The organism is uncultured Sphingobacterium sp., assembly GCF_964277905.1.
GTDB classification, from domain to species: Bacteria; Bacteroidota; Bacteroidia; order Sphingobacteriales; family Sphingobacteriaceae; genus Sphingobacterium; species Sphingobacterium siyangense.
In genome coordinates this window covers 236,436-254,338 of the sequence record NZ_CAXYKD010000024.1, presented here as the reverse complement: position 1 = coordinate 254,338, position 17,903 = coordinate 236,436, and the positions used below count along the sequence as shown (strand labels likewise).

General features: G+C 32.1%; 16 protein-coding genes. 6 read left to right on the top strand and 10 right to left on the bottom strand.

Annotation, left to right across the window (positions count from 1 at the left end):
- Positions 1 to 205: 205 nt before the first annotated feature.
- From ACHWSC_RS11000 to gwsG, 10 genes are all read right to left on the bottom strand, one after another.
- Positions 206 to 454 (bottom strand): hypothetical protein, encoded by a 249-nt coding sequence (locus tag ACHWSC_RS11000; RefSeq protein WP_394676810.1) that lies wholly within the window; start codon positions 452 to 454, stop codon positions 206 to 208.
- Positions 432 to 617, bottom strand: coding sequence for a hypothetical protein (locus tag ACHWSC_RS10995; RefSeq protein ID WP_394676809.1), 186 nt, complete (start codon positions 615 to 617; stop codon positions 432 to 434). The genes ACHWSC_RS11000 and ACHWSC_RS10995 overlap by 23 nt, the downstream gene beginning before the upstream one ends.
- Before the next feature lie 60 nt (positions 618 to 677).
- A complete protein-coding gene (locus ACHWSC_RS10990) occupies positions 678 to 1,088 on the bottom strand; it encodes a response regulator transcription factor (RefSeq protein ID WP_394676808.1) in 411 nt (136 codons plus the stop codon).
- A gap of 341 nt (positions 1,089 to 1,429) precedes the next feature.
- Complete coding sequence (locus tag ACHWSC_RS10985; protein WP_394676807.1) at positions 1,430 to 2,464, bottom strand: lanthionine synthetase LanC family protein; 1,035 nt, start codon at positions 2,462 to 2,464, stop codon at positions 1,430 to 1,432.
- A gap of 2 nt (positions 2,465 to 2,466) precedes the next feature.
- A complete protein-coding gene (locus ACHWSC_RS10980; protein WP_394676806.1) occupies positions 2,467 to 4,044 on the bottom strand; it encodes a hypothetical protein in 1,578 nt (525 codons plus the stop codon).
- Positions 4,045 to 4,056: 12 nt separating this feature from the next.
- Positions 4,057 to 6,495 (bottom strand): TonB-dependent receptor domain-containing protein, encoded by a 2,439-nt coding sequence (locus tag ACHWSC_RS10975; RefSeq protein ID WP_394676805.1) that lies wholly within the window; start codon positions 6,493 to 6,495, stop codon positions 4,057 to 4,059.
- Positions 6,496 to 6,521: 26 nt separating this feature from the next.
- Positions 6,522 to 6,722 carry a TIGR04149 family rSAM-modified RiPP gene (locus ACHWSC_RS10970; RefSeq protein WP_394676804.1) on the bottom strand — a complete coding sequence of 67 codons (201 nt, stop codon included), beginning with the start codon at positions 6,720 to 6,722 and terminating at the stop codon, positions 6,522 to 6,524.
- 164 nt (positions 6,723 to 6,886) lie between these two features.
- Positions 6,887 to 7,078 carry a TIGR04149 family rSAM-modified RiPP gene (locus ACHWSC_RS10965; protein WP_394676803.1) on the bottom strand — a complete coding sequence of 64 codons (192 nt, stop codon included), beginning with the start codon at positions 7,076 to 7,078 and terminating at the stop codon, positions 6,887 to 6,889.
- 52 nt (positions 7,079 to 7,130) lie between these two features.
- Positions 7,131 to 8,204 (bottom strand): grasp-with-spasm system SPASM domain peptide maturase, encoded by a 1,074-nt coding sequence (gwsS, locus tag ACHWSC_RS10960; protein WP_394676802.1) that lies wholly within the window; start codon positions 8,202 to 8,204, stop codon positions 7,131 to 7,133.
- A 219-nt stretch (positions 8,205 to 8,423) separates the two neighbouring features.
- On the bottom strand, positions 8,424 to 9,407 hold the full coding sequence (gwsG, locus tag ACHWSC_RS10955; RefSeq protein ID WP_394676801.1) for a grasp-with-spasm system ATP-grasp peptide maturase: 984 nt from the start codon (positions 9,405 to 9,407) through the stop codon (positions 8,424 to 8,426).
- Between the two features lie 208 nt (positions 9,408 to 9,615).
- Here gwsG and ACHWSC_RS10950 point away from each other — a divergent pair, with 208 nt between their 5' ends.
- The 6 genes from ACHWSC_RS10950 to ACHWSC_RS10925 all read left to right on the top strand — a co-directional run bounded on the left by ACHWSC_RS10950 (position 9,616) and on the right by ACHWSC_RS10925 (position 17,874).
- The gene (locus tag ACHWSC_RS10950; protein WP_394676800.1) at positions 9,616 to 11,817 is read left to right on the top strand and encodes a peptidase domain-containing ABC transporter; all 2,202 of its coding nucleotides are present in this window, start codon (positions 9,616 to 9,618) and stop codon (positions 11,815 to 11,817) included.
- A 311-nt stretch (positions 11,818 to 12,128) separates the two neighbouring features.
- Positions 12,129 to 13,103 (top strand): glycosyltransferase, encoded by a 975-nt coding sequence (locus ACHWSC_RS10945; protein WP_394676799.1) that lies wholly within the window; start codon positions 12,129 to 12,131, stop codon positions 13,101 to 13,103.
- A gap of 105 nt (positions 13,104 to 13,208) precedes the next feature.
- Positions 13,209 to 13,892 carry a phosphorylcholine transferase LicD gene (locus tag ACHWSC_RS10940; protein ID WP_394676798.1) on the top strand — a complete coding sequence of 228 codons (684 nt, stop codon included), beginning with the start codon at positions 13,209 to 13,211 and terminating at the stop codon, positions 13,890 to 13,892.
- Between the two features lie 5 nt (positions 13,893 to 13,897).
- On the top strand, positions 13,898 to 15,769 hold the full coding sequence (locus ACHWSC_RS10935) for an aminotransferase class I/II-fold pyridoxal phosphate-dependent enzyme (RefSeq protein WP_394676797.1): 1,872 nt from the start codon (positions 13,898 to 13,900) through the stop codon (positions 15,767 to 15,769).
- A gap of 400 nt (positions 15,770 to 16,169) precedes the next feature.
- On the top strand, positions 16,170 to 17,156 hold the full coding sequence (locus ACHWSC_RS10930; RefSeq protein WP_394676796.1) for a phosphotransferase: 987 nt from the start codon (positions 16,170 to 16,172) through the stop codon (positions 17,154 to 17,156).
- Between the two features lie 82 nt (positions 17,157 to 17,238).
- Complete coding sequence (locus ACHWSC_RS10925) at positions 17,239 to 17,874, top strand: carbonic anhydrase family protein (protein WP_120335688.1); 636 nt, start codon at positions 17,239 to 17,241, stop codon at positions 17,872 to 17,874.
- The last annotated feature ends 29 nt before the right edge of the window (positions 17,875 to 17,903 follow it).

Genomic DNA, 17,903 nt, shown 5'->3' with positions numbered 1-17,903 from the left:
GGATAAAATACCTCGTAAAGTTTGCGAGTTCCCATATATCGGTGGTCTTTTCTTATCTGAAGAGCCTCTCGTATGATTAGCTCATGTTCAATTGTTATGGTTTCCCTCTGCCACCAGTATTGATAATAAGCCTGTCTTGTTGTACCGAGTATTCGGCAGATACGGGCTAGGCCGACCTTGCTGTATCTGCCTTTTAATTCCTGGATTACTTGGTACTTGACTTTTTTCTGATGTCAATGTGTAATTCTCTTTCGGCTTTTTCGATCATTGTCAAATAATATTCTTCCCTGATCCTAGATTCTTCCAGCTCACGTTTGAGACGAGCAATTTCACCTCTTTGATCAGATTCTACGGTAACGTCGCTTGTGGAAACTTTTTTTGCTTTTTTGTCTTCCATATAGAATGTAAGGGGTTTCTTTGTACTTCCTTCATCAATATAACCAAGTTGACGCATAAATTTCAGTATTGTCCTTTTCAACCGGTTGCCCAGTGAATTCTTGCCAGATCTGTTGTTTTGACTTACTGCCTTCTTGATAAGCACGGATGATTTCACGCTTCTGCTTTACACTGAAATAACGGCTCGGTCGCTGCTTTGATTTAAACCTTCTTTCTTCCATCTTTTGTCTGATTTAGGCGTAAACCTATGGCAGGACAAGACAACATGGGATATAAAATGTTTAAGGGAAAGTGATTAATTTATATTTATAAGCTATTTTCGCTAACCCAAGCGAATTTTTAGCTCCTAATTTAGATAGTAAACTTGCTCTATGGTTGTCAACAGTACGTACACTTATAAATAATTTTTCAGATATTTCCTGAGTAGTAAACTCTTCCAAAATTAAAGAAAGAACTTCTCTCTCTCTATTAGTTATTCCAAAGCACTTACCTTTAAAGGATCCACTTTCTTTCTCAATAAATCTTAACGGATCGTTCGGCTCCAATAAGTTATGTAACTCCGTTAAAAGATCAACAATATTAATTGTATTATCACATTGTTTGGAAAGTACTAATGAGCCTGACTCGCTAGATAAAATTTCACACAACGAATCTTTAAGCCTTAATAGACATGGTGAGGTTGCAATATTCATACATAACAGTTTATATTAGTAAAAGCATTTGCCAGAAGCCTAGTTGTATGCTTACTCTAAGTTATGATTTTTTTTTCAAATGAAAAATTTGTTTGATAAAAAAAGAAAAAAATAACCATCAAACGACCGTCTGATTGTGATAATTAATAAAAAAGCAAAATCGTAAAATCGCTATATAAATTTAACTAATTAACATGGTATCACAGTTTCAGTTATTGGTCCTAAATTATTTCAATGCACTTTTTTGATTTCTATTCTGCATCAATCGTTTGCTATTAATTTATTATTAATTTTTGCGTAGGGTGTGGCGTAAATCCTTAAAATTACCCAACGCATATAGATTAAATATATAATAAATTTGCTAGGGGTAGGGTGCTAGGTTTGTCTAAAGAAATCATATATCGAATCAAAGCACATTTATCATTCGCAAAAGACCAATCGCTTTGTATGAATTTAGCAATTTCGTTTACATTGGTGTCTAATAAATCATAACCTGTAAGACAATACTGCGCCTTGGAAACAACGGAAACGATCTTAAGCAATAAATTATTATCAATGGAACAGATGTTTTGATAATAATTTACGAAGTTTTCTTTCCCTTTGTTAAACCATTTATCGCTATTGAATTTTATTCCAGCAAAAATTAATGAATAATTGATATTAAGGAGAAGCAAAGTTTTCGATCCTTTTTCCATAGGGTTAATTAATATGTTTGAATCCGAAAACTTATATAAAAGTGTAACAGTAGAGTAAATTATTTCCTCGACTATTGGCTTATTAATTTGATAATCGTAAAATGACGAAAAAATGGTTAAAACATTACACAAGTCATTTAGTTCGTCCATTCCAATATTGTCTATATCTGCTAAGATAATCTTTATGTAACTATTAATTCTATTACTTAGCATAACTAAACAATCTTGATAATATATCCTTTTAAACCTATGTGTTTTGAAATTCCTACTATCATACCTTTTTGTTATATAGCTAAAAATACCTAGACAGCCATCATCAAGAGATAGATTTAACGATTTGGAGGCTAGTGATAACTTATAAGCAAGATTGTCAAAATCTACCAAATACTCATCGGTATTTAGATTAAGGTATTTCAAATGGGATAGACTTTCAATCCCCCACCCAATACCTATCGCTCCATTTCTAAAGCTAGTATCCCTTATCGTATCATATTTCTTTTCAAGAAACGAAAAACTTTGTTGAGCTAGATTCTTCCATTTTTCATCTGAAGTGTATTCATACAATGAAAATGCGGTAAAAATCATTCCAATTACTCCCTTGTCCAACCCTAATCGTTCAAAAGAATTATCAAATGTGAGATTTTCTGCCAGTGCAAGTATGGATTTTTTAAACTGCTGCATTATTAGAAAGTATTACATAATGAGTAAGAGTGCCTTCGAACATCTCTTATATCCTCAATAATATTTAGAGATGTAAATAAATCATTTCTTGAGTCGATGGGGTTATCATTAATAGAGAAATATTTCTCAAACAATTTGAATCTCATAAATAAAGGCTCTGTCCAGTCAGTCTTATCTATTAAATCGAACTTATTTCTATTGTGTGCTAATACTAATGGATCTAGAGTTTTATAAAAAATATTTTTAAAGAAATTATCAACTAAAAAGATATCTCCTTTGCACCGAATAATTATATCATTATTCTGACGTCTAATAGCATTTATAATCTGGACGATTTGCTTTTGTGGTATGATAATAGACGCATCTAGTAAAATGATTATTTTATGGCTGTAATTATTTCGAAGAAAGTCTAAAAGAGCCTCTCTAGGATTCTGTTTTAATGATTTTGACATTATATACCGGTATTTGGAGAAGGTAGGATCATTCTTAATCAAAGACTCCTCCCAATGTCCAACTAAGATTACTGTAGTATCAAAAAATCTTTCAATAAAAAATAAATGAGCTTTTAAAATAGCTAAATATTCAACTGAATTATTATTAGCGTGCAAAATAAACACAACATCTTTTAATTTAATCCTTGATTCTGTTAGTGTTAGTTTATATTCTTCAATAATAGTTTTAATAATATCACTACAATATTGATTACTTATGTGGCTTAAGCTTGTATAAAAAGGAGAATAATGAATATACTCACCCTTATAAAAATGCACTGAATCTCCTCTTGTTACACCTGCGTAATGAAGGATTTTTTTGTTATACCATTCTGATTTGGAATCATGAGGCCAGCAGAAATCCAGTTCTTCATGAACTTCTAAATGAGTGCCTAAATAGATCGCGTTCCAGGCAAGCGCCCACATATCTGCACACCAGATATCAATCCCAAAATATTCTGACAATTTTTTATCTTGTATATCTGCTGTCTTTACAGCGTTTCTTTTTAAAAATGAATATAAACGTTCACAATCATACTCTACTTTGTCCCAAAAATTCCAGCTACTATTTTTTATCAAATATTGAGCACCTCCCATATTAATATCATTTAAGACAATTAATGCTGGGTCAACACCAACAATTTTACACATTTGATTAAAAATTTCATCTGACTCCCGCGTTTTTATATATTTACTGTCTAAATAGCTTCTCGTATCTGATACAAACCAAGTCTCTGTTTTAGAAAGCAAATCAAAATTGGGTATTTCCCTAAATAGAATATCAGAATCATGGTAGAAAAATGTCCCATTAATATCTGGATTTGCTTTTAAATGTTGCTTTATTAAATGTGGCCTGATTGATGAGACATATTCTTTATTCTCTCTTGTATCAGGATATGTAAAAAAAGTTCCATATTTATTTCCTTTAATAAAATCATCAAATTCTAAAGAAAGGCCTCTGGTTACATCATAGCCTATAAGCACATGAATTAAGTTTTTAGGAATATTTAAGGTCTTAAAATTATGAAGCTGAAGTTCTAATTGCCACAAAAAATAATAGTCATCCGGTTGGGCTGAAATTAATATCATAGTTTCTCTTTTTTATTTTACAGAACGGTCTTTCTCGGTGTCAAACCCTGAAGATTCTTTTTTATTAATTTTTAACTTACTATTGCCGAAGCTATAATTTAGTGAGAGGCTAACTTTCTGTGATTGGGTTTTATTTACATATGTTGCGTCAATACCATTTTGAAGAATTGAAGATCGTGTTCTTAATGTATTAAAAACATCATTTATATTCAGTCCGATGTCTAAATTATTTCCTATTCTTTTCTTTAAAGAAGTATTGAATGTAAATATTGGCTTAAAATCATAAATCCCGACACTTTTCCCTGATTGGTAATTCCAATTAAAATCAATTTTATAGTTCTTTGGTAATGAAATCTGGAAATATTGCGATAACGTAAAAGACGTCGCGTTAACGTTTATTAACTGTCGATTAACTTCTCCGTTAAATTTGTTGTTATACAGGCTAAACATATTTTGAAAAAATATTCTTTCACCTATTGAAAAAGATCCATTAATTGAAAAACCCATGTTTTTGGCTTTACTTATATTATCATATGTAGAAACAGTAACTTTTGTTATATCATTCTGATTCACAATAGTGGAAATTATATTTGAAGTAGTTTTATAAAAAAACGATGTGACAAATTTGCTTTTAAAGACATGTGAAAATTCAAACGAGTTGGTTAATTCGGGCATTAAATAGGGATTCCCGATTTGGTAGGAAAAATCATTGACAATGTATTTAAATGGATTTAAATAATCATATTGAGGGCGATTAATCCTTTTACTGTATGATAACGATAAGGTATTATTCTCATTTAAATTATCTTGAATAACAAAACTTGGAAAAAAATTTGTGTATCTATTTGTGAAAATACTGTCGCTTTTTACCTGGAATCCTTCATTAAAGGTATTTTCAATACGTAGCCCTGATTGAATAACAATTTTTTTAGAAAGCGCTATATTAAAATTTAAATAAATAGACAAAATCCGTTCCTTATATTTAAAGCTATTAGAATTTATTGAATCTATAGAATGTACAGAGCCATATATATCAGTGAATATATTCTCGTTTTGGAGCTTTACTTGGCTAGCTTTCATTCCTAATTCCAATTGCGCATTATTTCTAAATATCTTAGTGTAATCTATTTTAAAAGCTTTTATTTTTGTATTAATAGGGTTATTATTATTAATAAGTTTTTCCCTTTGGGAACCATTAAGATTAGAAACAAAATCTGTTTTGAAGTCTAAATTAGATGGACTTTTGAAAACGGAATAATCAATCTCGCCAGAAATCTTACTACCGAGAGTGTCCAATTCACTATTATAGGCCAAATTATACTGATTAGAATTAAATTTGGATGTTCCGGTATTACTAGTGATTGAAGTTGAATCAATGCCATTTGTTGAGTAGAACTCATTCTTCGATTTATAATTCAATGTTTTATAAGAATTTAATAGATTTGTTGTCGAAAACGCTAAAGTATTCCGCTCATTGAGTTCGTAAGTAAGATTTGCTTTGATATTGTTCCTAAATGATCTATAGTCACCAGATGAGTTATTCTTTAAAATAGAATTTAAGTTTGTTGAGGAAAATAGAGACGTCGATTCATTAGTATTCCAATACTTTTCTAGCCCTCCATTATACCCGACAGAGGCATTAAAGCGGTTATTTTTATAATTTATACTAATACCTCCATAATTTGAGGCATATTTACTTTGAGAATGAGTCAAATATATATTACCATTAAATCCCATTCTATTATTGGTTTTGGTTTTGATATTTAAGATTGCAGTCCCTGCTGCATCATATTTTGAAGATGGATTGGCCATTATCTCAATTTTCGAAAGTTCCTCTCCCCTCAAGCTTTTGAGATATGCGGTAAGTTGTGATTGACTTAAATATGTGGGCCTATCATTTATGAGAATTGTTACCCCCTGCTGTCCATTTAGTGATATTGTCCCATTTTCATCCATGCTCACCCCGGGAGACCGTTGCAATATGTCGTAAGCAGAGTTACCTATATTTAATCCACTGTTTTCAATATTGAAGATAAGTTTATCTATTTTTTTTTCGATAATAGGGGGTTTCTTTCTCTCAATTACAACTTCCTCAAGCATGTTTTTATTTTGCCGAAGTTTAATCACAATATTTTTAAAGTTATTTGCGCTAGTATCGGAAGGATAAACATGAAAAATACTATCTTGGATATATCCCACAAGAGATACTTTGATAATGTAATGCTCATTGTATAAGTTATCAAACTTAAAGTGACCTAATTCATCAGCTAAGGTAGTTTTGAGTAAGGATGTATCATTGCTCAAAATCATAACTGTAGCTGATGGAAGATAAGTGCCGTTTTGATCCAATACTTGGCCTAACATTTTTATTGAAACAGGGGCTGACTGAGCAGACACATTTAGAAATAAACCTACGAATAAAGGAAGGATAGCAAAAACTTTAAATAACATATTGCCCATATGATGCTTCAAAATAACTAATCTGATTCTGCATCTGAATCTTTTGTGACGTCAACATCTTTGCCATTACAAGCGGAAGCGGATGCCGATGGCCCAGATGAAGAAGAGGCCGCACCACCAGTTGTGGATGCGTAAAACCCTCCCAAAATATTATTGAAGTCTTCATTGCTCAAATGAATTGCCTCCATTTTTTTTAATTTAATTTTGGTATTTCTCATAATATATTTTCTATAAAAATCAAATTACGTTCAATATTCAGAAAAACTTCATCAGATATCAAAACAATTGTGAATAATTCCTCAAAAGAACTTTCGAGTTACTTTTCAACTCTCGAAGAATAAAGAACAGAGAAGGTGTTTACACCTTCTCTGCCTAACCAATTTTAATCACTTTCTTTATCACTGTCGTTAGTAGCATCTACGTCTGCATTTCCACAGGTAGATGTAGAACAAGTAGGGCCACTAGATGCAGATCCACCACCAGTAGATACAGCGAAGAAACCGCCTAAAACATTGTTTAAATCTTTTTCAGATAATGGAGCAATATCCATTTGGTTCAATTTTAACTTTTTCATAATATTTGATTTAAAATTATTCCTTACTCTATTAAGGCTTTTCAGGATTCGCCTATTGTACAATTTCTTTTTTTATAGGGTTTACATTTTCATCCCAAGCACCTTTATACGGATCATAACTACATTTTAAAGGTTTCGAAAAGATATCATCTGGACTCTGGAGATATGCTCGGCAGTCAGTGCATACAGCTCTATATTCACAATCACTACAGATTTTTATCTGAGATTTGTTAATATTCCATAAAACTTGAAAATCCTGTCTCTCTGCCACTGCAGACAGGCTCTGATTTTCAATGTTTCCAAAACTATTAGACATTGAGGGACAATTCTTAATTTCTCCATCTATATCAATTGATATCTTTCTATTTAAACAACCATTATATATTTGGTTCTCCATAAATAGCTCCAAAGATGGTGGGTAAAAAGTTTTTTGATTAATAATCCCACAAGAGCTACATGACATAATTTCCTGACGAACAAATAACAAGCGACCTAATTCCCAGGAAGGAATATCTGGGCAGGGCGTATGAATTATTAACTCATCTTTGGTCGCTCCGTGGATAATTAGCGAAAGATAAGGGTATCTTTTCTGTAATATGCCAAATTGCTCGATTGTGGTAAATCCTTCCTTGTACTTCGAATAAATTTCTATTGATCTAAAATCATTCTGCTCATATTCTTCAAGGATACTTGAAATATCATTTAGTTTTAAAGTATGATAGGCTCGTATTTGAATATGTTTACATCCTAAACTATTTAAATCTTCAAATATTTGCTTAAAATTGTGAAGCTTTTCACCCACATCGATTATAGCGTTGTTTATCACGGATGGATCATCCCAATACATGTTCATGGGTGGGAATGTCTCGATCTCATCCACAAGGATCGCCAGTTCATTCGATATCAGGTATTCGATAAATTTCTCGAATTCACCTCGGTCGAAATCTTCCTCCAGCATATTGTATATTTCATTCAATTTATGTTTTCTAAATTCATCAAATAATCTATGATAACTGTTGTCAACAAAGTACAATGCTCTTCTAAATGTATCTACTAGCATTGTCCTCGTATAGCCTTTTACGGGAAAAATTGAGGCGTACACATATAAATATTTCTCTTGAATCATGAGTCGAGATTTTCTGTTTTTGAAAAATCAATAATTTTGGAAATCAGTTTTGACGGATTCGAATCTGAAACATAGCAAGTTAACTTGTCACTAAATCTCGGAACATAAAACTCATCCAAATTACTTAAAGCATTATATGTAATATAGTTATAGAATATTGGTAAATTTTTTCTCTGCTTTTCATCAATCTGAAACGCTCTTATTTCGTGTTTTTCCATTTTATAAAATTTCTGCTATTTTCTTTTCTAGATAGTAATTGCATGGTTTTGAAGTCATAGTTATTTGACCTACAGGATTAATTTCAAGAAATATATATTGATTATTCTCATCAACAATTATGTCTATTGATCCCGTGTTCAATTCTAATTTTTTTAACATTTCTTTTAACTTGGATTTAATGTGTTCCGGCAATTCATATGGTTCTGTCCGATTGGGACGATTATTATTATATTTTCGAAAGTCAACTGCAGTCTGCGTATCGCTCTGTGAAAAAATCGCCATTGCATAAAAAATTTCTTTTATATAAAACACACGTAGCTCTAGTTTTTTCTTAATCTGAACTTGAAAAAGAGAAGGATAAAAGGTCTCAGGTATTTTATTCAAATCACTAATATCGATTTTTTCAGTATAAGAATAATATCCATTTTGATCTGTAAAAAGGTAAACACCATCGCTTATTGCTTTTGTGATTAAAGAAAGTTTTTTTTCAACTAAAAGTGTTTGTAAATCTCTTTTTGAAGTAAGAACATAAGTTTGTGGCACTAAAAGCCCCGATGCTTTTGCGATTTCAAGCACACGCAGCTTGTTTAAATTCATTTTATAAGGATTCCCAATACTATTTGGTATTTTATTTTCTAATTGAGAATACATGTAAAAACCCAATGTACTCGTTTCCCTTTCTAGATGACCATTGTGATATAAAGGAGCATCTAAGAATATTGATGTATCCAAATCATCAGTATTAACACCTGTGCAGCCCAATGATATTCCTCTGCGTCTATACCAAACTGATCGACATTTTAAAAGATCATATTCTTTACCATTTTGCTCCACAATTATACTTTCTTCATTGCCGTCAATTCTTTTTATCTTAGTTTTTTTATCATCCGCATTTATCCGAATAAATGCCTTTTTCATATGAAGTAGCCATTCTATAACCAAATGGGTATTGCCGTCATCTAACCTACTAAATAATAATATCATAACATCACTTTTTTAGCACAAAAAAATTGTAAGAATTAATAACATTAATTTGAAATCCAAAAGACCTTCTCTGGGTATTATGTTTGAAATAAAGTTATAAGCACAAATGATTTTTATCAATAGGTATGTTTACTTATTTTTATTTTAAGGATAGTATATTACATTTGAAATAATGTTGTGGGTGATTAAAACAATGATTTATATTTAAATGAAAAATAAACAATCCCATTTTGTCTATTACAAGCAATTGAACGCTATGGATTGTGGTCCGACCTGTTTAAGGATGATCGCTAAATATTATGGTAAAAATTATTCTACAGAAACAATAAAAAAATATACAGGATATGGAAAAATAGGTATATCTATGGGAGGTATTGTAAATGCAGCAAGTAAATTAGGTTTAGAAACCTCCGGAGTAAAATTAACCATTGACCAGCTTCTTTATTTGGATGAAGGTCCCTGCATCCTACATTGGGAGCAGAACCACTACGTAGTTTTGATTCCATCTTCTTCTAATGAAAAATATGTAAGAATAGCTGACCCGGGAAAAGGTATGCTAACTTACAGTAAAAGTGAATTTTCTGAGAAGTGGATTCCCGCAAGAGATGAAAAGGATGGGCTAGGAATAGCTCTATTAATGAAACCAAATGAATCTTTCTATTCAAAACATGACTCTATAACGCCCAAGCTTGCTTGGAGTCTAGTAACTCAATATCTGAATGACCATAAAATTAGGCTTTCCTTTGTATTATGGGCATTATTGCTGTCATCTACATTCCAATTTATATTTCCATTTTTCACTCAAAATATTATAGATATAGGTATTAAAAATAAAGATCTCAATTATATTACTTTAGTCCTTATTGCACAAGTAGCGTTGATCTTTAGTCGAACTATAGTCGACTTTATAAGAACGAGATTACTGCTAGAAATATCATCAATTTTGAATTTATCTATTCTCTCTGATTTTTGGGTGAAGCTTACAAAGCTTCCATTATCATACTTTGAAAGTCATCTAACTGGCGATATACTTCAAAGGCTTGATGATAACAAAAAAGTACAAAATTTCTTGACTGGATCGGCTATTCACTCTTTATTTTCTGTATTTGCACTCTTAGTATATTCAATCGTGCTTATTTATTATAATAAATATATTTTCTTTATTTTCTTTACTGGAAGTGTGCTTTATTTTATTTGGATCAATTTTTTTCTTGGAATTAGAAGGAAAATAAATTATCAAGTTTTTGATGTATCGTCACAAGAAAATAATGCGACCTTGCAACTAATACAAGGTATGAGCGAGATTAGAATTAATAATGCGGAAGATTCCAAAAGATGGCAGTGGGAGGATATTCAAGTAAAGATATTTAAACTTCAATTTAAAGGATTGAATTACAGTCAATTGCAGGAATCTGGCGCTATGTTTATCAATCAAATAAAAGATGCGATTATTACCTTTTTAGTTGCAAACCTCGTAGTCAAAGGGGATTTAACTTTAGGATCAATGCTCGCCATCCAATATATAATCGGCCAATTGAATAGCCCTATCGAACAACTCGTTAATTTTATTCAAAATGCTCAAGATGCTAAACTGAGTATGGAAAGACTAAATGAAATACATGACAAAGATAATGAAGAACAACCCGAGAATTCATTAAAAAAGGTTCCTGAAAATCTCGATCTAAGGATTGATAACCTCTCGTTTAACTATCCTGGTTCAATTAATCGTCCAGTACTCTCCCAGATCAACGTTTCCATTCCCGAAGGTAAAATAACGGCAATTGTAGGTGTCAGTGGAAGTGGAAAGACTACATTGCTTCGGCTTCTATTAAAGTTCTATGATGGGTATCTTGGGAAAGTTAGTGTAGGAGGTGTTGATTTTAAAGAATTTAGCCATTCCTATTGGAGAAGTAAATGTGGAGTAGTATTACAAGATGGGTATATATTCAACGATTCTATTGCTGGAAATATTACCGTTGGCAACGAATTCGATATCGATCGGCTAACCGACAGTTGTAGAATAGCGAATATTCTTTCTTATATAGAATCCTTACCTAATGGTTTCCATACAACACTGGGATCAGAGGGTATGAGTCTTAGTCAAGGGCAGAAGCAGCGTATTCTGATGGCAAGAGCAATCTATAAAAATCCATTATTCTTATTTCTTGACGAGGCTACAAATGCCCTAGATGCAAATAATGAAAAACAAATTGTGGAAAATCTAGAGAAATTTTTCGTTGGAAAGACAGTAATTATTGTCGCCCATCGCCTTAGTACTGTGAAAAATGCTGATCAAATAATAGTTCTTCATGAGGGAACCGTGCATGAAATTGGAACACACAATTCGTTATCAAAGAATAAAGGATTATATTATGAATTAGTCAAAAATCAACTTGAATTAGGAGGATAATCATGTGCAATAAAAGAAACAACATACCCAACTCAAGTAATAAGCAGGAAGCATTGAGGTCAAAATCGACTAACGATTTTATAACGAAAAAGTTAAGTTATTGGTATTTTGTCATTCTTTTTGTGTGCACGCTTGTACTAATATATTTTCTTGTATTGAACTTTAACAGGTTCGAGTTACTCACTAAATAGATAAATTATGGGAGTATGGTTACATATCCAGTGCAGTGAGATAATCATTCATACAACGTTCTATATATAATTAGGAATATGATAAGTGTATTATACTTAAATAACGATCTCAAATAAATAATGAAAAATCAACCCATATTGTCCATAATAATGCCAGTTTACAATGGCGAAAAATATCTTGAGACATCGGTCCGTAGTATATTGGATCAAACACATCATGATTTTGAATTTATAATTATAGATGACGGTTCTTCAGATAAAACAGAAGACATTATAAAGTCCTTTCAAGATCAAAGAATTGTATTAATATCCAATAATAGAAATGAAGGAATTACACGCTCATTAAATAAGGGATTATACTTTTCGAGGGGTCAATATATTGGAAGAATGGATTGTGATGATATCTCTCGTAGGGATAGATTTGAATTACAGCTCGCGTATTTGGAAGAAAATCCTAATGTAAGTATAGTAGGTTCGGATTATGAGATACTCTATGAGAATGCTTTGGATGACACTATTTTGTTGAATAGAGTAAACATTTCTGTTGAGCATGAAGACCTTTTAGTTGAATTTTTATATCGAAACGTGATATGTCATCCTACCGTTACTATGAGAAAAAATGATCTTAATTCAAAGAAACTTTATTACGATCGTTGGGCATATTGCGCTGAAGATTATAAACTTTGGATTGATTCAATACTTTCTGGGTTGAAACTAGGTAGCATTCCCATACCGCTAATTAAGTATCGACATCATGGTGAGCAAGTGAGTACGACGAAAAGAAAAATTCAGTCTTCTTCAGCGTGTCAGATCATGCTAGGTTATGCGATTAAAACCTTTGGACAATTAATTATCGATAACACCATGGACTATCTAGCTCTAATGTTAATTAGTAAAAATACCATTTTGGAGGATAAAGATGTTTCCAAGTACAGGAAACTAGCAGAAGGACTAATTTCAGAAAATAAAAAAAATGGATGCTTTAACAAAGATAAGTTTACACTTTTTATAGAAAACAAGCTGAGTTTTTTACATTGCGCGTTGGAAGAAAGCAAATTAAATAGTGTGAAAATTCCCAGTAATATTAAGACATAATAAAATTAGGAATTAAGAATAATCAATATTTTTTGTTTCCTCCAAAGTATGCATTTAATAAATAATATATACACCAAATCTAATATTAACCAAATACCTATACAAATGATATTTCCTATTGATGAAAGAGAAAATCAGCCAACTGTAGTAAAGCAAGTTCACTTTATTATTTTGAGAATGTTAAAAATTATAGATCAGGTTTGCAAAAAACATCAAATTGATTATTGGCTAGAATATGGCACGCTATTGGGGGCAATCAGACATAAAGGATTTATTCCTTGGGATCATGAAGCAGATATCGGCATGTTGAGAGTCGACTATATAAGGTTTAAACAAATAATACAAGATATACTTCCGGACGATCTTTTCTTCCAAACGTCCGAAACTGATCCTTTTTATAAATCGGGAGATATAATTGACGCAAAAATTAGAGACAGATATAGTCATTACCCAGGATTTGAAGAATTTGGTTGGCAAAATGGTATTCAAATTGACATTTTTGTATATGACTTGTATGAAAATTGGGATAATTGTATTGTAAACGGCTTTGAATTAATTTACTCTAAAGGAAGTATTCATCTTAAATTTAACGAAATAGAACAGGTAATTGATCATGAATTTGAGGGGATACAGCTCCCTGTCCCCATTGGCTATCACGAATATCTTAGGAGAGCTTACGGTAATTACATGATTTTACCTGAAGCAACCGAACAAATATTTCCGAATGTAGATCCATTTTTGCCATCTAATCATTCAGAGTCAAGAAATTGGACAGAAAGAAGAAAATAGAAAATATGATAGCAATTATCTTAGCTGCAGGTATGGGAAGAAGATTGAAAAATCATACTTCAAACCATACAAAATGTATGGTCAAAGTTGGCAACAAGCGACTCATTGAGCATATGCTTGATGAATTAATTTTATTGAAATTTGAAAATATCATTATCGTTGCTGGATACAAAGCGGAGAATCTTATTTCACATGTGAATACACGCTATGAAAATGAAAAAATTAAATTTATTATTAATTCCTTTTACGAAACTACCAATAACATATATTCTCTGTCATTAGTTAAAGATTATTTAGAGAATAATGATGTATTGTTATTAGAATCCGATATAATTCTAGAAAAGGGAGTTTTGTCTAAGTTATTGAGAGATCCTTTTCCCAATTTATCAGTAGTTGCAAAATATGAGTCTTGGATGTCAGGAACGATGGTGGAAATAGATGACAAAAAAAATATAAAGAGGATAATTAAAAAAGATTTTGTCGACAACAATAATATTTTTGAATCCTACAAAACAGTCAATGTCCATAAGTTTAGTAAGGAATTTCTTAAAAATCGCTATTTACCTTTCTTGAAAGCTTACATTGAGGCGTTTGGCAAAAATCAATTTTATGAAGAAGTACTGAATATCATCTCAATAATTGATAGAGATGTATTACGTTGTCATGTTCTAAAAGAAGAGAAGTGGTATGAAATCGACGATGGGCAGGATTTGCATGTCGCGAATATTTTATTCTCAGAAGAAAACTTACTGCAAAATTACAGCCAAGAATATGGAGGGTATTGGCGGTTTCCCAAATTGTTAGATTTTTATTATCTTGTTAACCCATATTTTCCTACAAGTGCATTTAAGCGTGAATTTAATGTAATCAGTGAAGAACTGCTTGTTTCTTACCCATCTGGCAGGCTGATTAATGACAAATTGGCGGCCAATCTATTTTCTATTGATAGAGAATATATATGTATCGCAAATGGAGCCTCCGAGATCATAAGAGAGATCCCCTCACTATTTACCGAGGGTAATATTGGGATAATTTTTCCAACGTTTGAGGAATACCCTAACACATTTCCTACAGAACGGATCATTTCATTTTCATATCCTCTTGATTCATCACTTTCTAATAAAGATATAATAGATTACTTCGACGGAAAACAGCTATCAGTACTATTACTAATAAATCCGGATATTCCAACAGGTAGACTAATTGAGAAATCAGAAATCCGTGAAATTATCAAATGGGCTGAAAAAAACAATATTTTTGTTATTATAGATGAATCGTTTATAGATTTTTCGGATTATTATCCTCAAAACACATTATTGAAAAACCGATATCTAAATGAATTCCAAAATCTCATCATTATAAAGAGTATTTCTAAAAGTTTTGGTGTCCCTGGAATACGATTAGGAATATTAGCGAGCGGAAATAGGAAGATCATTGAAATAGTCAGAAAGAAACTTCCTATATGGAATATTAATTCTTATGCACAGTATTTCATGCAGATTATTGGGAGGTTTGAATCCGATTATACTACAGCTTGTCAACTACTTCGTATAGAAAGATCCAGGTTTTTTAATGAATTACGATCTATTGAATTTCTTAGGGTCTTGCCATCGCAAGCAAACTTTTTTCTTTGTGAGGTACTTCCTCCATTTTCATCGACAGGCCTCGCAGAGCAGCTTTTGAAAGAATTTAATATACTCATCAAAGATTGTGGTACAAAGCAGGGAATATGGCATTTAAATTTTATTAGAATAGGACTAAAAAGCCCTGATTTTAATGATAAATTAATTACTGCTCTAAGAGAAATATTAGTAAAATACAAGAATGAGCAGGAAGAGTCGTTGATGTTAATTAAGATACCTGATCTTCTTAGATAAATCTAGGGTAATATTCTATTTTTTGAGACATGGCATCTATGAATGTTTTTTCGTATATTAGTTTATTTAGCACTTGCAGCTAAAACGTATGTCAAACCAGTGAGTTATTCGGTGAGTAGAGAAATGGAAGGTTTTTAAGTTGTTGATAAATAGATTAATCTAGTAAAGGTTCGGTTCCCCTACGGGCTACAGATCGAAAGAGTAAAACTTAAAAAAGCTTGCAAATCATATTGCAAGCTTTTTTTGCTATTAGTATCTACAAAACCAATATGAACTTCCGGGAACAAAGTGAGCCATAAACAAAAGTTGTAGGGGGATAAAAAATAATCTGATATTGATCATAACCCTGAATGGAAAAACATCCTTCATTAACGAAACTATAAATTTAGCAACTAAAAAAATGACAACATTTCCTGTTATAGCCTCTACTCTTTCTGCCAAACAATTAGGAGATTTTGTGAAAGATAGATATGGTCTAGATGACAAATACAATTGTACCCTATTCAGAACAGGAATGAATCATACGTATTTTCTTTCCAACACCGAAACGAAATACGTTTTGCGAGTTTATAGTCATAACTGGAGGTCAAAAACCGAAATTATTGAAGAGCTTGACCTTCTGAAATCATTGAAGAATGAAAATTTAAGTGTTTCTTTTTCAATTGAAGATAAAGACGGAGCATTCATTCAAGAAATAAATGCTCCTGAAGGAACCAGATATGTTGTACTTTTTTCCTTTGCTCAAGGTGAGAAAATTCGATTTATGGACAACGAAACTTGTTTTCGAATAGGTTCTCTAATGGCAAATATTCACAACCATACCGAAAACAAGAACATTAACCGAGTATCTTATCATAAGGAGTCTCTTATAGAGCTACCTTATGCGTATTTAAAACAATTCTTTTCGGACAAGTTACCAGAAATGGAATTCATTAGGGAGTTTGGAGGAAATTTTCAAAATTCAGATTTCGATAATACGAAAACCGGAATTATACATATGGATATATGGTATGATAATATGGCCGTTACAGCTGAAAAGGAGATTACGATTTTTGACTTTGACTTTTGTGGAAATGGATGGCAAATTTTAGATGTTGGATATTTCTGCAAACAACTGTTTTTCATAGAATCAGATAAAGAGCAGTATGAATTAAAAATGCAAAGCTTCTTACGGGGATACCAGAGCAATAGATTTTTATCTGAAAAAGAGCTCAGCTTAATACCAAAAGCTGGCGCTTCTATTTTTATTTTTTATCTGGGCGTACAGGCACAAAGATTTGATTGGTCCAACATATTTTTGACAGAAAACTATCTTAAAATGTTTGTCGGAAGAATTAAAGCTTGGATGGATTATTACACAAAGAACGAAGTCAATGGGGCTATATAAGAAATTACGGGTATTTTGTCCTATTGGTAATTAAAATGTAACGTATTAATTTTACCTTTAATATTCCAAATAATAAAATTTTATGAAGGCACATACGTACGAAACACAATCGACGATTACACCTGAAAAAGCATTAGATTTCCTGAAGGAGGGAAACCAGCGCTTTGTTAATAATCTGAAAGCTAACCGCGATCTACTCGAACAGGTGAACGCTACGCGTGAGGGACAATGGCCATTTGCAGTGGTGCTAAGCTGCATCGATAGCCGTACCTCGGCAGAACTTATATTTGATCAGGGATTGGGCGATATCTTCAGTATCCGGATCGCCGGAAATTTTGTCAACCAGGATATTTTAGGTTCGATGGAGTTTGGTTGCAATGTGGCAGGTTCTAAACTTGTTGTCGTTCTAGGGCATACCAAATGTGGAGCATTAAAAGGAGGATTGGATGCGGCACAGATTGAGGGTATGGGAATGGATAACCTAAATCATTTGATTAATCATTTCGACCCGATCATTAATGAGGTGATCGATCAGGGGGAAGAACGTTCTTCTAAAAATAGCGTGTTGCTTGAAAAACTAAATCAACAGAACATTAAACATGCGATCCGTGACATTCGCAGACAAAGTTCAACGCTCCGTAAACTTGAAGAAGAGGGTAAAATTAAGATTGTTGGCGCAAACTATGATGTTGAGACCGGTAGCGTAAGTTGGTTGTAAGTTGTAGAAACTGACGCATAGTTTTTGTC

Coding starts and splice junctions, on each gene's coding strand:
- ACHWSC_RS11000 (WP_394676810.1), bottom strand. CDS start 454: ATGCGTCAACTTGGTTATATTGATGAAGGAAGTACAAAGAAACCCCTT.
- ACHWSC_RS10950 (WP_394676800.1), top strand. CDS start 9,616: ATGAAAAATAAACAATCCCATTTTGTCTATTACAAGCAATTGAACGCT.
- ACHWSC_RS10940 (WP_394676798.1), top strand. CDS start 13,209: ATGATATTTCCTATTGATGAAAGAGAAAATCAGCCAACTGTAGTAAAG.
- ACHWSC_RS10980 (WP_394676806.1), bottom strand. CDS start 4,044: ATGATATTAATTTCAGCCCAACCGGATGACTATTATTTTTTGTGGCAA.
- ACHWSC_RS10970 (WP_394676804.1), bottom strand. CDS start 6,722: ATGAGAAATACCAAAATTAAATTAAAAAAAATGGAGGCAATTCATTTG.
- ACHWSC_RS10995 (WP_394676809.1), bottom strand. CDS start 617: ATGGAAGAAAGAAGGTTTAAATCAAAGCAGCGACCGAGCCGTTATTTC.
- ACHWSC_RS10930 (WP_394676796.1), top strand. CDS start 16,170: ATGACAACATTTCCTGTTATAGCCTCTACTCTTTCTGCCAAACAATTA.
- gwsG (WP_394676801.1), bottom strand. CDS start 9,407: ATGATATTATTATTTAGTAGGTTAGATGACGGCAATACCCATTTGGTT.
- gwsS (WP_394676802.1), bottom strand. CDS start 8,204: ATGATTCAAGAGAAATATTTATATGTGTACGCCTCAATTTTTCCCGTA.
- ACHWSC_RS10965 (WP_394676803.1), bottom strand. CDS start 7,078: ATGAAAAAGTTAAAATTGAACCAAATGGATATTGCTCCATTATCTGAA.
- ACHWSC_RS10945 (WP_394676799.1), top strand. CDS start 12,129: ATGAAAAATCAACCCATATTGTCCATAATAATGCCAGTTTACAATGGC.
- ACHWSC_RS10990 (WP_394676808.1), bottom strand. CDS start 1,088: ATGAATATTGCAACCTCACCATGTCTATTAAGGCTTAAAGATTCGTTG.
- ACHWSC_RS10935 (WP_394676797.1), top strand. CDS start 13,898: ATGATAGCAATTATCTTAGCTGCAGGTATGGGAAGAAGATTGAAAAAT.
- ACHWSC_RS10975 (WP_394676805.1), bottom strand. CDS start 6,495: ATGTTATTTAAAGTTTTTGCTATCCTTCCTTTATTCGTAGGTTTATTT.
- ACHWSC_RS10925 (WP_120335688.1), top strand. CDS start 17,239: ATGAAGGCACATACGTACGAAACACAATCGACGATTACACCTGAAAAA.
- ACHWSC_RS10985 (WP_394676807.1), bottom strand. CDS start 2,464: ATGCAGCAGTTTAAAAAATCCATACTTGCACTGGCAGAAAATCTCACA.